The organism is Aquimarina algiphila (assembly GCF_007489275.1).
Taxonomy (GTDB): Bacteria; Bacteroidota; Bacteroidia; order Flavobacteriales; family Flavobacteriaceae; genus Aquimarina; species Aquimarina algiphila.
In genome coordinates this window covers 1-13,993 of the sequence record NZ_VLNR01000125.1, presented here as the reverse complement: position 1 = coordinate 13,993, position 13,993 = coordinate 1, and the positions used below count along the sequence as shown (strand labels likewise).

The following is a 13,993-nucleotide window of genomic DNA, read 5'->3' as shown; positions in this document are numbered from 1 at the left end:
ATAATGCACCGACTATTGCTAGTGTGACTAGCGAATCAGAGACGGAAGGCACTGACTTAGTACATACGGTTACTTTAAGTAATGGGAGTTCAAGTGTGACTAACTTCCCGTTTAGTATTACTGATGTTACAGCTACAGTGACAGCAGATTATGATACTCCACCGACTTTTAGTAATGGTGTAACACTCAATGTTGCGGGAGATGGCGTTATTGTTCCAGCCGGAGTAACGAGTTTTACAGTAACGAATGGCGGAGAAGAAGATACTATCGATGAGGCTGATGAGACCTATACCCTCAGTGTTGGCGGTACAACAGGTACCGGAACGATAGAAGATAATGATAATGCACCGACTATTGCCAGTGTGACTAGCGAATCAGAGACCGAAGGCACTGACTTAGTGCATACCGTTACCTTAAGTAATGGTAGTTCAAGTGTGACTAACTTCCCATTTAGTATTACTGATGTTACGGCTACAGTGACAGCAGATTATGATACTCCACCTACTTTTAGTAATGGTGTAACACTCAATGTTGCCGGAGATGGAGTTATTATCCCAGCCGGAGTAACGAGCTTTACAGTAACGAATGGCGGAGAAGAAGATACTATCGATGAGGCTGATGAGACCTATACACTGAGTGTTGGCGGTACAACCGGTACCGGAACGATAGAAGATAATGATAATGCACCGACTATTGCCAGTGTGACTAGCGAATCAGAGACCGAAGGCACTGACTTAGTGCATACCGTTACTTTAAGTAATGGCAGTTCAAGTATCACCAACTTCCCTTTTAGTATTACTGATGTTACAGCTACAGTGACTGCTGATTATGATACCCCACCTACTTTTAGTAATGGTGTAACACTCAATGTTGCCGGAGATGGAGTTATTGTTCCAGCCGGAGTAACGAGCTTTACAGTAACGAATGGCGGAGAAGAAGATACTATCGATGAGGCTGATGAGACCTATACATTAAGTGTTGGGGGTACAACAGGTACCGGAACGATAATAGATAATGATGAAACATCTTCATTGTCTCTAATAAAAACAGCGATAACAGATGGGTTTTTAGCAGGGGATGTGATTACATATACATTTACTGTAAGAAATACCGGAAATACTATAATAAGTAATATAGTTATTGATGATGTTTTGACACAAAGTGTAAATCTGCCGGTTGTACCAAGTACATTAGCTCCTAATGAAACAGGAGTGGTAACCGCAACTTATGCAATTACTCAAGCTGATATTAATTTAGGAGAGGTAATTAATAGTGCCACGGTAATTGGACAAAACCCAAGTAATGATGATGTTGTAGATGTATCAGATAGTGGAGATGAAACTATTGATGAAGATGGGGATGGTGATCCGACAAATGATCCAACAATTACCATAATAGAACAATTACCAAACCTTGCATTAACTAAGTTAGGAGTATATGTAGATGCAAATGATGATGAAGTACCTAATGTTGGAGATGAAATCAGATATACATTTACTGTAGAAAATACTGGAAATGTGGATATTAATAATATAATATTAGAAGATCCATTACCAGGAGTGGTGATAGAAGGAGGACCGATTGACTTATCAGTGGGACAAGCACCAGATACAGTTACTTTTACAGGAGTATATATTCTAACAGAAGAGGATATCTTAAATGGGAGTGTGACAAATCAGGCAACTGTAACAGGGCAAGATATAAATGGTAATGATGTCATAGATGCTTCTGATGATCCATTAAATGATACTGATATTGACTTAGATAATGATGGGGATGCAGAAGATGAAACTATTACTCCGATTGGTGATATATTCGATTTGGAAGACGATATTGTAATATATACCGGAATTAGTCCTAATGGGGATAGTGTTAATGACGAATTTAGAATAATTGGCTTAGAGGATTTCCCAAAAAACACATTACAAATATTTAACCGTTGGGGAGTTAAGGTGTTTGAACGCGATGGCTATGAACAACCAGGTGTTAGTTATTTTGTTGGTATTAGTGAAGGAAGAACAACAATAAGAGAAAAAGAAGAACTGCCTGTTGGAACCTATTATTATGTGCTACAGTATGAAAATAATAATGGAATAAGTAAGTCTAAAGCGGGTTACCTTTATATAAATAAATAAATGTATTTGGAATATTATATATTTGTTATTCCCTAAATCGAATTAAATACTTATGAATAAACTATTAACAATATGTATACTGGTGGCTTTTGGTTTCTCCATGACTACCGTTAGTGCTCAACAAGATGCGCAATATACACAGTATATGTACAATACTATTAGTGTTAATCCTGCATACGCAGGTAGCCGAGGTGTACTTAGTATAATGGGATTGCATAGAAGTCAATGGGTAGGTTTAGACGGTGCCCCACGTACACAAACCTTAACTCTCAATACTCCAATTGGAGACAGCGAACGTTTAGGTCTGGGGTTATCTATAGTAAACGATGAAATTGGACCAACTGATGAAACATATTTTGATATTGACTTTTCTTATACAATACCAACATCAGATACTGGTAAACTAAGTTTTGGAATAAAAGCAGGAGGTCATCTTTTAAATGTAGATTTTCAGCGATTAACGCAGTTTAATGGTAATGATGCTTTGTTTGAGAATAATATAGACAATAAATTTAGTCCTAATGTAGGAGCTGGAGTTTACTATCATACAGATCGTTTTTATGTTGGTTTAAGTGCTCCAAACCTTTTAGAAACAGATCACTTTGATGAGAGTACAACAGATAGTAATAGTACTGCAGTAAGTTTCTTAGCCGAGGAAAGAATAAATTATTATTTAATAGCAGGTCATGTTTTTGATATAAATCCAGATGTTAAGTTTAAACCGGCTGTTTTAACTAAATTAGTCTTTGGAGCACCATTACAAGTAGATCTTTCTGCTAATTTTTTATTGTATGATCGTTTAACCTTAGGAGCAGCATATCGATGGAGTGCTGCAGTAACAGGTACAATTGGTTTCCAAATATCTGACTCAATGATGATAGGTTTTGCATACGATAGAGAAACTACACAGTTAGGGCAAACACAGTTTAATGATGGAAGTTATGAAGTTATGTTGCGATTCGAGCTCTTTAAAAAATACAATAGAATGTTAACCCCACGTTTCTTTTAATGACGTTTTAAATGTAAATAGTAAATCATGGTCAAATATTTACTTAAACCAATATTGGTTTTTATATTTCTTTTTTTTGTGAGTAATACTCTTATTTCTCAGGAGAAAAAAATGCAAAAAGCCAAAAGTCAATATGATAGATATCAATATATTGATGCTCAGCAAACATATCTTAAAGTTGTTAAAAAAGGATATAGAAGCGCAGATCTTTTTATGAATCTAGGTGATAGCTATTATTTCAATAGTCAATTTGAAGAAGCATTAAAATGGTATGGAGAGTTAGTCGATTCTTATCCAGACCAGGTAGAACCAGAATATTACTTTAGATATGCACAAACCTTAAAAAGTGTAGAAAGATATACAGACTCAGATAAATATATGCAAAAATTTACTGAGCTTAGTGATAATGATCTTCGTGCTGAGTTGTTTAGAAATGGATCAGATTATCTGGAAAAAATTGAATTTCAATCTGGAAGATATGAGATAGAAAACTCATCTGTTAATTCCTTGTTTTCTGATTTTGGAGTTGCTTTTTTTGGTAAAAAGATAGTATTTAGCTCTTCTAGAGATACTTTAGTTTTTAATAAAAATGTTCATCAATGGAATGATCAGGCTTTTCTGGATTTGTTTGAAGCAGAATACGATTCTGTAAATAATACACTTTCTGAAGCAAAAAAATTCGGAGGAAAATTGAATTCGAAATTTCATGAGTCAACACCAGTTTTTACAAAAGATGGGCGAACTATTTATTTTACAAGAAACAATTTTGAAAAAGGTAGGTTTGGAAGAGATCAAAAAGGAACGAATAAATTAAAAATCTATCGTTCATATAAAAATTCAAACGGAGGATGGACTACCCCACAAAATTTACCATTTAATAGTGATGAGTATTCTGTTGCTCACCCAACTTTAAGTTTGGATGAAAAGACATTATATTTTTCTTCTGACATGCCAGGAGGTAAAGGATTGTCTGATTTGTATAAAGTTGATATTAATGCAGATGGTAGCTTTGGTACTCCAGAAAACTTAGGAGAAAGAATAAATACAGAAGGTAAAGAAACATTTCCTTTTATTAGTGTAAACGATGATTTCTACTTTTCATCAAATGGACATCTTGGTTTAGGTGGTTTGGATATATTTGTTACACGTCTTAACCCAGAAACTAAAGAAGAAAAACTAGTAGTTAATATAGGAAAACCTGTAAATGGTTCAAAAGATGATTTCACCTTTATTGTCAATGATACTTCAAAAAGAGGGTATTTTTCATCTAATCGTCAGGGAGGAAAAGGAGGAGATGATATCTATAGTTTTGTACAGACAGAGGATTTAAAAGATTTTTGTGAGATTACTATAGCAGGGTTAGTTACTGATAAGGATACTAATGAATTGTTACCAGGGACTAAAGTTTCTATTTATGATAATAACAACACACTTATTGAAAGTTTTGTGGTTGGTGATGATGCAGCTTACTCTCAAATTGTAAAATGTACATCTAAATATTTTGTACGAGCCGAGAAAGAAGAATATGTGACTTTAGAGAAACTTGTGAATACTTTGGATAAAACACAGACTTTGGATACCCCACTTGCTTTAGAAAAGAAGATCAAATCGGCTGATATTGGGGATGATTTAGCAAAAGTCTTATCTCTGAAACCTATTTATTTTGATTTTGATGGAGATTATGTACGAGAGGATGCCGCGATCGAACTGGCAAAGGTTATAGAAGTCATGAATCAATATCCAGAGATGAAAATAGAAGTAAGATCCCATACAGACAGTCATGGTGATGATGCATACAATTTGGATTTATCAGAAAGAAGAGCAAAATCAACAGTGAAGTATATGATCAGTAAAGGAATATCATCTGATCGATTAGACGGTAAAGGATATGGTGAAACCAAACCAATTAATGATTGTGGTAATGATACTAATTGTAAAAAAGAAGAATATCAGTTAAATAGGCGAAGTGAATTTATTATTGTAAAATAATTTATAACTTTTATCCTATTGTTTGTAATATAAACGTCTTACTATTGTAAGGCGTTTTTTATATTGTATATCAATTATCAAATTAGGTTTGATATATCATATAGATTATGAATTGCAGGTATGATTTTGTAATTTTGGGGTAATAAAATACAATGAAAGAAGAAGAAAAAGTTATTTTAGTTAACGAAAATGACGAGCAAATTGGGTTGATGCCCAAATTAGAAGCGCATCAAAAAGCAGTATTACACAGAGCTTTTTCAGTGTTTATTATTAATGATAATAATGAATTAATGCTTCAGCAAAGAGCTCTTCATAAATATCACTCACCTGGACTATGGACAAATACATGTTGTAGTCATCAAAGGAACGGTGAAAGTAATATCGAAGCAGGAATACGGCGATTGCAAGAAGAAATGGGATTTACTACAGCGTTAAAAAATTCTGTTTCATTTATATATAAAGCACCTTTCGATAATGGATTAACAGAACATGAATACGATCATGTACTAATCGGAAAATATAAAGATGATCCTATTATTAATCCAGATGAAGTTGCGGATTGGAAGTGGATGCCTATTGAAGCCATAAAACATGATATTTCAGAACATCCTGAAGTATACACAGAATGGTTTAAAATTATTTTCGAAAAATTTTACTCACATATAACCTTATGAGGATTAAAGCATGTAGAAAAGCGCATTTTAATGCAGCACATCGACTGTATAGAAAAGATTGGAGTGATGAAAAAAACCTTGAAGTATTTGGTAAATGCAGTAATCCAAGATACCACGGTCATAATTATGAACTTATTGTAGCATTAATAGGTGACATTGATCCAGAAACAGGGTATTTGATGGATCTTAAGATTCTTAAAGATTATATCAAAACAGAGGTTGAAGAGTATATGGATCATAAAAATCTTAATGAAGAAGTAGAAGAGTTTAAAGATACAAACCCTACCGTAGAAAATATTGCTGTTGTAATATGGAATAGACTACGAAACAAGATTAATTTAGTATATGATTTGGAAGTTACATTATATGAAACTCCTCGTAATTTTGTAATATATGATGGTAAATAATTATGGGGTTAAAAGTAGGGGATAAGGTTCCAGAATTTAGTGCAGTTAGAGATAATGGAGAAGATTTTCAGAGTTCTGACATAATAGGTAAAGAAGCTGTAGTGATTTATTTTTATCCAAAAAACTTCACTCCAGGTTGTACGAAGGAGGCTTGTGATTTTAGGGATAGTTATGCCGATTTTAAATCATTGGGAGCAGAAGTAATTGGAGTTAGCTCTGATGGAATAAAATCACATACAAGGTTTAAGAAAAAATATAATCTTCCTTATACTTTTTTATCAGATTCGAAAGGAAAATTAAAAAGACTTTTTGGAGTTAAATCAGAATTATTAGGTCTGTTACCCGGAAGAGAAACTTATGTTATAGATAAAGAAGGAATAGTACAATTAAAATTTAATAGCATGAATGCTTCCAAGCATTTGGGTAAAGCAATTGCCAAAATTAAAGAAATCATGGCAGTGTAGTCCATAAAAGAGATAATTTAATCACTAAAGGAGTTTTTACAAACTGATATTAAATTGAAAACACTAATTTTGCATAAAACAAATTTGAAATGGCAAACAAAAGAGATCTTAAGAAAGATATAAACTACGTTTTAGGAGATATTATAGAAGAAGTTTATGTGTGGGAACTAAATAACCCTGGAAAAGACAATGCATCAGGAGAGGCTATTATTGATGAAGCAATAACGTCATTTGATGGATTTATGGCAAGAGCAAACGAACGTAAACTTGAAAATCCAGCAAAACATTTTAAATCGCTTCGAGAAGATTTAGAAAAAACAGCTAAGGCTCTGGTAGAAAAAGTAAATTCTTTATAAAATTTTATTAAAAAATATTTGTAAAAACGGTTGTAGAAATTATATTTGCAACCGTTTTTGCCGATATAGCTCAGCTGGCTAGAGCAGCTGATTTGTAATCAGCAGGTCGTGGGTTCGAGTCCCTCTATCGGCTCTATAAAGTTCTAAATGTAAAAGTTTAGAACTTTTTTTATTATAAGCTATCCGCTTTTGAGGACGAGAAGTCTATCCTGAGCGCAGTCGAAGGGAGTCCCTCTATCGGCTCTATAAAGTTCTAAATGTAAAAGTTTAGAACTTTTTTATTAATAAACTATCTGCTTTTGAGGACGAGAAGTCTAACCTAAGCGCAGTCGAAGGGTTAGTTCTATATAAAAAAGTCCTGAATATATGTATTCAGGACTTTTTTTATCCGATTGATCTTTAGATTTCTCTGTTTTAGGAAAACTCAATGTCAAAAAAACAAAGTGAAATTCTAAACATTTTTTAAATACAGCAACCGTTTGATGCGTGATATGAACACCCTGGAGTATAAGTAGCTCCACAACTAGGGTTGTTTAATGCAACATGAGTTGTTGTACAGCATTGTAATGCCGGGTCACAACATCTTCGAAGTATTGGTCTAAGACCTCCATTAATGGCTTTTTGCTGATCCTTTTTCAGTTTTTTTGTTCCTTCTAAATTTAAAATGGTTTTTAACATGATTCTTAGGTTTTAAGTTTCAATGTTAAATTAAGAAAAAAAGTGATCAATGAGATACTGGAATACCTCAATTAACAATTTATAACAAAGACTTATAAAATTTACTTAAAAAAAGGTTTCAGAAATTAAATTGGATTATTATTTTAATGAATCGTTTTGAGCTTCAATCAATGCTTCTTTTGCTTTTCGATCTTTGATATATTTGATCAATTGCTTCCCATAAAGTGATTTCTTTACTTTTGGACTTAGTGATTTTGCAATAGTATCCAAGAATTTTATATTAGCATCATAAACCTCATTAAGCGTTATATAAGGAGCTACTTCTAGTTTTCTGTTGTTTACAGCAAAATTAATGGTATATAGATACTTTTGGCGTACTAACTTTTTGTATGCCTCATCATTTTCCATTAGTTTTTCCTCGTCTTTTTGCTTACTAGCTTCAAAATCCTCTTTAATTAGCCTTAGATTTCGTTCATTAAATCGTTTAAGCATTTTTTTATACTCAAGAAATTTCATCTGATTTTTACCACCAGTTATTTTTATATCATTTTCAAAATCATTGAGAGAAGTAGTAATGGTAATCTCTCCAGGTTCTGCAAAGAAATCAATACGGTCATTATATTGTGCTCCATCATCTTTGTCAAGATATAGATAATGAATTTCTGGTTCTTCTATTTCAGATGTAAACATAAACTCAGAATTTCCTTCTATTACAATAGAATCTATATTTACTAAAATTGTATCCTGGATTCTCTGTAAGTAAATAGTACCTTTTTTTAACCCTTTTATATTACCTGTAATGGTAACGTTTCCTTTTTTAGGAGAACTACAATTCATTAAGAAAATGAATGAAAATAATATGATCGAAAAATACTTCATTTATAATTTTTTGGTTTTTTAATTGGGATCACAAATATGCTACAATTTAGATTGAAATACTAACTTCCAGAAGCGATTTGCATCAATATTGTACATAAAATAGCACCATAAGTACCTACTACATATCCAAAAACGGCTAATAGTACACCAACAGTTGCTAATGAAGGATGAAATGCAGCGGCAACTACTGGAGCGGAAGCGGCTCCTCCCACGTTAGCCTGACTACCAACTGCAAGGAAAAAGTAGGGAGCTTTTATCAATTTGGCTACACCTATAAGTAGTACAGCATGAATAGTCATCCACACTAAACCAATGGCAATAAGTCCTGGGTTTTCGAAAATCATACCTAAATCCATTTTCATACCAATTGTAGCTACCAAAATATAAATACAAATACTACCTAATTTACTAGCTCCTGCACCTTCATATTCCTTGGCTTTGGTAAATGATAATACAATACCAATAGCCGTTGCAATTGTAATCATCCAGAAAAATTTAGAAGTGAATGAAGCTAATGCAGAGGTTCTATCATTAAAGATTTCAAAGTTATTAGATAAGAGATTAGATATTCCGTCAGCTCCCCAGTGTGCTAGTCCTACAGTCACAAATGCTATAGAAAGCATAATCATATAATCCGTTAAGGATGGGTTTCTTGTAATACTATCAGCATAGGTTGATACTTTTTGTTTAAGAGCTTCAATAGCACTATTGTCTGCCTTTAACCAACGATCTATGCGATTACTTTTTCCGATACCAATTAATAGAATAGCCATCCATATATTAGCTACCACAATATCTACTAATACCATACCTCCATACTTGTCGGGATTGTATTCATAAATTTCTAGCATTGCCGCTTGGTTAGCACCACCACCAATCCAACTGCCAGCAAGCGTAGATAAACCTCTCCACACTGCATCAAACCCTGCTCCACCTACAGTTTCTGGCGAGAATATAGAGATGAGTAGTATAGCCAAAGGGCCTCCAATGATAATACCAATTGTTCCTGTAAAGAACATAATTAATGCTTTTGGACCTAAGTTAAAGATACTTTTAAGATCTATACTTAATGTCATTAATACCAATGAAGCAGGGAGCAAATATCTACTGGCGATGTAGTATACATTAGAAGACTTTTCGACTAAATCTCCATTTGCATCTAATTCCTTCCAGTCTGAAGAGATGATACCTAATGAATTAAAAATTGCAGGAAGTAAATAACATAATAGCACTGTAGGAACAAATTTATAGAATATGGTCCAGAATTTTGTTTTAATAGAAGAGGTGTAAAATACCAACCCTAAACAAAGCATTATAATTCCAAAAACAATAGTGTCATCTGTAAAAAAAGGTGAATTCTCCATTATGAGGTATTTAATTTTAAATGATATTGTTTATGAAACAGATTAATTTAGAAATTATAACTTTTAGTCATTAATCCATTTCTTTAATACTATTTTTTGTTGTTCAGAAGCGTTTGGGTTGAGCTCAATTATAATTTTTTCTACGGTAGGTTCGATTACTTTGGATTTAAGAATTATGACCTCCTCATTCCTTTTGATCTTAAACGTTATTTGATCCCCTATTTTCCATTTATTAGAATCACCAAATAAGTCATAGATATTCTTAAGCTTATATTTTTTCTTATTAATACTTAGTAAAACATCGCCTTGAGTAACTCCAAGCCCTTTTAAAAAACTATTAAAAGGGGTGTCTGAAGTAAAAATAACTTCCTTGGTCGCTTCCAATCCTGTTACAAATGGCTGTTGTTCAAAGATGAAATAGGAAGATGGGATATTTCTTATTCCGTATTTTACCCCAGCTTTTTTCAAATAGAATTCATAATCAATAGGAGTGTTTCCCACAACGTGTTGCTGTAAAAATGCACTAATTTCTGGGTAAGATACTTTTTCTATGGTTTTGATCAATTCATCATCATCAAATGGAACATCAATACCATATGTAGTCGATAGATTTTTGATCAAATCTAATATACCATAAGAACCATTACTTTTTTCGCGCATGATAATATCAATACACATAGAGATTAATGCGCCTTTTTCATATACATTCCTATAATTTTTACGATACGGATCTTTAAGAATGTTTTTACTCATTGTAGTAAAAGACATGGTGTTATCAAATGCTTTAGAAGCTTCTATTTTCTCATAGATCCTTTCAAAAAAGTCTTCTTTGGAGATTAGGCCTTGCGAAATTTGAAATAATATAGAGAAGTATTCTGTGGTGCCCTCGTATAGCCATAAATGTTTAGACATTTTAGGTGTATTATAATCAAAATCACGAATTTCCTTAGAATGTATAGTCAAGGGTGTTACAATATGAAAAAACTCATGTGACACGACATCGGTAAGGGATTTATTAAGTCTATCATATGAAAGCGACTCAGGAAGGACAACCACTGTAGATGTATTGTGTTCTAATGCTCCAAAACCTCTCGCATCATTTGATTTTGAAGAAGAAAGATACAGTAAAATACTATATTTTTGGGTCGAATTAATATTGCCAAGAAAATTCTTTTGTGCCCTGATCACACGTTCGATCTGGGGCATTAATCTCTCTGCTTTATGAGTCGAATTATTAGAGTAGACGCTTAGTAATACGTTTATTCCATTTACAGTAAATGTAACTGTATTCTCTGCATTAGAATACATAATTGGATGATCTGCAACTTCTGCATATCGGTCAAAACTAAAGAAATCAATCTTATCTGAAGCTGGGTTAGCTTCAGCATTTTTTATGATGTTTTTTTCAAGTGAAGTAGAAGCCTTTAAAGATTCAGGGTGTTTTATAAATAAGTTGTATTTGTTTTCTTTCATTCCATCAAAATAACCAATGAATGCGTACAGATTTAAAATGAAATTTTTGTCTTTCAAAATATTAGAACCTGTAGGCGAGAAAACATCGTGAGTAGTTTCAGAATCAAAAGTATCATTGACCCAATATGTTATTTTGCTAAGTTTACTTGCATTATTTATTTTCCAACGATTATCACCAAATTTTTGTGTATATATTGGATTACCTAAAGCATCATAGGCTTTGAAATCTTCAACATATTTTCCATAGCTATTATTTTGATAAGTCCCGGGAACGATTTTTGGAAGATAGTAGCTTAAAGTATCTGCATCCAGATTGTTTACTTTGATTTCTACTTTTACTTTATCATCTACTACATTAATAAGATCTATTGAAGCAATAATGGGCAAAGTATTTATTTGGGCTATAGGCTGCTCTGTTGTTTTACAGCCCGAGGACAGGTTAAATATAGCAAATGCAAATACTAGTGTTGTTATTTTTTCAATCGTTCTTTGCACAGTTATAGAATATTTTTTTTAATATAGGTTGCCACTCCATCTTCTTTTCCAGAAAGGGTAATACTATCTGCTATTTGTAATGTTTCTGGTTTTGCATTTGCCACAGCCACACCAGTACCTACTGCTTTAAGCATAGCAATATCATTATAATTATCTCCAAATGCAACTGTATCTGCGATAGGGATATTAAAATGAGAGTTGAGCAAAATTTCAATTGCTGTTAGTTTTGAAATACTTTTATGTGCTATTTCAATGTATGTAGCTTTAGAACGATAGAGATGTAATATATCTCCAAAATTTTGTTCTAAAAACAAATACGCTTCGTCAATGTAAGTTTCTTCACCCATACACATAATTTTATGTGCGCCTATATTATGATCTTTCCATTCCCGAATTACACTTTTTGTAGGTTTTACAGTGGGATTGACTTTTGTATTATTTGCTTCTCGATTAGCCCAAAAATCCATTTCGGGAACATACCAATCATCATTGTGATATAAACTAATATGAAATTTTTGCTCGCTATTAAAATCATTAAGCTTTTCAATAATATCTGGTGTGATAAAAGTTGAATGAATAGGTTTATGATCAACTAAGATTAAACCACCATTATAACATATTATAGGTTCTGTTGTAATATCTAATTCTTGTTGTAGATGAATCATTGCGCTGGGCATACGAGAAGAAATCAGTATTACAGGTATTGTGTCTTTAATTCTTTTAATTTCTGAAATCGTGAATTCTGAAAGTTCTCTTTCAGCGTTTAATAACGTTCCATCAATATCAGAGAATACAATGCGATGTGGCATTAAGCGTTTTGGGATTTGGTTAAATAATTTTCTAATACACTATTGATTTACAAAGTTAGCGATACTGCTGATAACTTCGGGCATAATTTTTCGCCAGGATTCATTATAAGATTTATGATTTTCTAATCTATTTCCTTTAATTTCTTTTAAAATATGATTCATGTTCTCTACAATAGTATACTCTGCCTGGGGAGCAGATTCTTTTAATTTTTCTGCTTGTGATAATTCTACTTGTATATCTTTATCTCCATGAATAATTAATATTGGTATTTCTAATTTTGAAATTTCTTCTGACGGATCATATTGTATCCATGATCTCATAAAAGGTTGTAGATTATATCCAAAAATAGATTCTAGAGCAGGATCATAACCTGTAGCTCTTCCGTTTTCTTTTAATTGCTTAAATGCTACAGATGCACTTTTATCTAATCCAGGTGCTTGTCTTGCTATTTGTTCTATAATTACCTGATCGATAGATAAAGCATTACCAGCAATCGAAATGAAACCATCAACATTAGTTTGAGCAGCTATCATTCCTACTAGTGAACCTTGACCATGACCCAAAAGAATAATTTTCTTATAGTTCTTGTTTTTGGTAAAATAGTTCACCACAGATTTAGCATCTTCAATATAATGATCAAGAGAGATTTCATGCTCCCGGATGCCTAGAGCGTCTATTCTAAAAAGTCTTTTGTCATATCGATAGGTTGCTATTCCTGACTTAGCTAATTCATACGCCAATCGCTTAAATGTATCATTTTTGGACATTCTATCGTTGCCATCTCTATTAATAGCACCAGAATCCATTATAAAAATAACCAAGGGGACGTCCTGATCAGAATAGGGTGTTACCAAAGAACCTTCTAAAAACTTGTTTATTTTAACTATTGCAGAATTAAATTCTTTCTCTTGAGCCATGCAGGTAAAGGTCATCAGGATAAGAAATAGAAAGACTTTGTTTTTCATGGTTCCATAGATTTATTATGAGGTAAATAAGAAATAAGTGTTTATTATAATTGACACTAATAAATGAAACGATAAACTGGGTGGCATATTTTGATTTGGGTAAATTGCTTTTTTATAGTTTTCAATTCTAAGAGTTATTATCTCATTATTTTTTAACGTAACATTAAAAAGTAAATTTTTTTAATGATTTTGTTATCAGTGTTTTAATCGGTTGTTTCAGAGAATACTTGCAAAATACTTGCAAAACTTGAATTCTAACTCTTAAAACAATGAAAAAGCAATTTATCAAAATTCT

The 13,993-nt window shown here is 32.6% G+C and carries 13 protein-coding genes and 1 tRNA gene; 8 read left to right on the top strand and 6 right to left on the bottom strand.

Annotation, left to right across the window (positions count from 1 at the left end; translation table 11 throughout):
- From FOF46_RS29985 to FOF46_RS29950, 8 genes are all read left to right on the top strand, one after another.
- Positions 1-2,135: DUF7507 domain-containing protein (locus tag FOF46_RS29985; protein WP_143919108.1), on the top strand; the 2,135-nt coding region annotated here is incomplete at its 5' end.
- A gap of 52 nt (positions 2,136-2,187) precedes the next feature.
- Entirely contained in the window at positions 2,188-3,144 is a 957-nt protein-coding gene (locus FOF46_RS29980) for a PorP/SprF family type IX secretion system membrane protein (RefSeq protein WP_109437964.1), read from the top strand.
- A 27-nt stretch (positions 3,145-3,171) separates the two neighbouring features.
- The gene (locus FOF46_RS29975; protein ID WP_143919107.1) at positions 3,172-5,133 is read left to right on the top strand and encodes an OmpA family protein; all 1,962 of its coding nucleotides are present in this window, start codon (positions 3,172-3,174) and stop codon (positions 5,131-5,133) included.
- Positions 5,134-5,285: 152 nt separating this feature from the next.
- Complete coding sequence (gene idi, locus FOF46_RS29970) at positions 5,286-5,807, top strand: isopentenyl-diphosphate Delta-isomerase (RefSeq protein WP_143919106.1); 522 nt, start codon at positions 5,286-5,288, stop codon at positions 5,805-5,807.
- Positions 5,804-6,214, top strand: coding sequence for a 6-pyruvoyl trahydropterin synthase family protein (locus FOF46_RS29965; RefSeq protein ID WP_109437967.1), 411 nt, complete (start codon positions 5,804-5,806; stop codon positions 6,212-6,214). The genes idi and FOF46_RS29965 overlap by 4 nt, the downstream gene beginning before the upstream one ends.
- A 2-nt stretch (positions 6,215-6,216) precedes the next feature.
- On the top strand, positions 6,217-6,678 hold the full coding sequence (locus FOF46_RS29960; RefSeq protein ID WP_109437968.1) for a peroxiredoxin: 462 nt from the start codon (positions 6,217-6,219) through the stop codon (positions 6,676-6,678).
- A gap of 89 nt (positions 6,679-6,767) precedes the next feature.
- The gene (locus FOF46_RS29955) at positions 6,768-7,034 is read left to right on the top strand and encodes a hypothetical protein (protein WP_109437969.1); all 267 of its coding nucleotides are present in this window, start codon (positions 6,768-6,770) and stop codon (positions 7,032-7,034) included.
- 59 nt (positions 7,035-7,093) lie between these two features.
- Positions 7,094-7,167 (top strand) — tRNA-Thr (locus tag FOF46_RS29950).
- A 329-nt stretch (positions 7,168-7,496) separates the two neighbouring features.
- On the opposite strand, the gene FOF46_RS29945 is transcribed toward FOF46_RS29950, so the two are convergent.
- The 6 genes from FOF46_RS29945 to FOF46_RS29920 form a co-directional block, all read right to left on the bottom strand.
- The gene (locus FOF46_RS29945) at positions 7,497-7,712 is read right to left on the bottom strand and encodes a hypothetical protein (protein WP_109437970.1); all 216 of its coding nucleotides are present in this window, start codon (positions 7,710-7,712) and stop codon (positions 7,497-7,499) included.
- Between the two features lie 138 nt (positions 7,713-7,850).
- Positions 7,851-8,591, bottom strand: a complete 741-nt coding sequence (locus FOF46_RS29940) for a DUF4369 domain-containing protein (protein WP_109437971.1) — start codon at positions 8,589-8,591, stop codon at positions 7,851-7,853.
- 59 nt (positions 8,592-8,650) lie between these two features.
- A complete protein-coding gene (locus tag FOF46_RS29935; RefSeq protein WP_143919105.1) occupies positions 8,651-9,955 on the bottom strand; it encodes a DUF819 family protein in 1,305 nt (434 codons plus the stop codon).
- A 63-nt stretch (positions 9,956-10,018) separates the two neighbouring features.
- The gene (locus tag FOF46_RS29930; protein WP_143919104.1) at positions 10,019-11,923 is read right to left on the bottom strand and encodes a M61 family metallopeptidase; all 1,905 of its coding nucleotides are present in this window, start codon (positions 11,921-11,923) and stop codon (positions 10,019-10,021) included.
- A 2-nt stretch (positions 11,924-11,925) separates the two neighbouring features.
- Positions 11,926-12,732, bottom strand: a complete 807-nt coding sequence (locus FOF46_RS29925) for a Cof-type HAD-IIB family hydrolase (protein ID WP_143919103.1) — start codon at positions 12,730-12,732, stop codon at positions 11,926-11,928.
- Positions 12,733-12,771: 39 nt separating this feature from the next.
- On the bottom strand, positions 12,772-13,698 hold the full coding sequence (locus FOF46_RS29920) for an alpha/beta hydrolase (RefSeq protein ID WP_109437975.1): 927 nt from the start codon (positions 13,696-13,698) through the stop codon (positions 12,772-12,774).
- Between the last annotated feature and the right edge of the window lie 295 nt (positions 13,699-13,993).

Coding starts and splice junctions, on each gene's coding strand:
- FOF46_RS29980 (WP_109437964.1), top strand. CDS start 2,188: ATGAATAAACTATTAACAATATGTATACTGGTGGCTTTTGGTTTCTCC.
- FOF46_RS29975 (WP_143919107.1), top strand. CDS start 3,172: ATGGTCAAATATTTACTTAAACCAATATTGGTTTTTATATTTCTTTTT.
- idi (WP_143919106.1), top strand. CDS start 5,286: ATGAAAGAAGAAGAAAAAGTTATTTTAGTTAACGAAAATGACGAGCAA.
- FOF46_RS29965 (WP_109437967.1), top strand. CDS start 5,804: ATGAGGATTAAAGCATGTAGAAAAGCGCATTTTAATGCAGCACATCGA.
- FOF46_RS29960 (WP_109437968.1), top strand. CDS start 6,217: ATGGGGTTAAAAGTAGGGGATAAGGTTCCAGAATTTAGTGCAGTTAGA.
- FOF46_RS29955 (WP_109437969.1), top strand. CDS start 6,768: ATGGCAAACAAAAGAGATCTTAAGAAAGATATAAACTACGTTTTAGGA.
- FOF46_RS29945 (WP_109437970.1), bottom strand. CDS start 7,712: ATGTTAAAAACCATTTTAAATTTAGAAGGAACAAAAAAACTGAAAAAG.
- FOF46_RS29940 (WP_109437971.1), bottom strand. CDS start 8,591: ATGAAGTATTTTTCGATCATATTATTTTCATTCATTTTCTTAATGAAT.
- FOF46_RS29935 (WP_143919105.1), bottom strand. CDS start 9,955: ATGGAGAATTCACCTTTTTTTACAGATGACACTATTGTTTTTGGAATT.
- FOF46_RS29925 (WP_143919103.1), bottom strand. CDS start 12,732: ATGCCACATCGCATTGTATTCTCTGATATTGATGGAACGTTATTAAAC.
- FOF46_RS29920 (WP_109437975.1), bottom strand. CDS start 13,698: ATGAAAAACAAAGTCTTTCTATTTCTTATCCTGATGACCTTTACCTGC.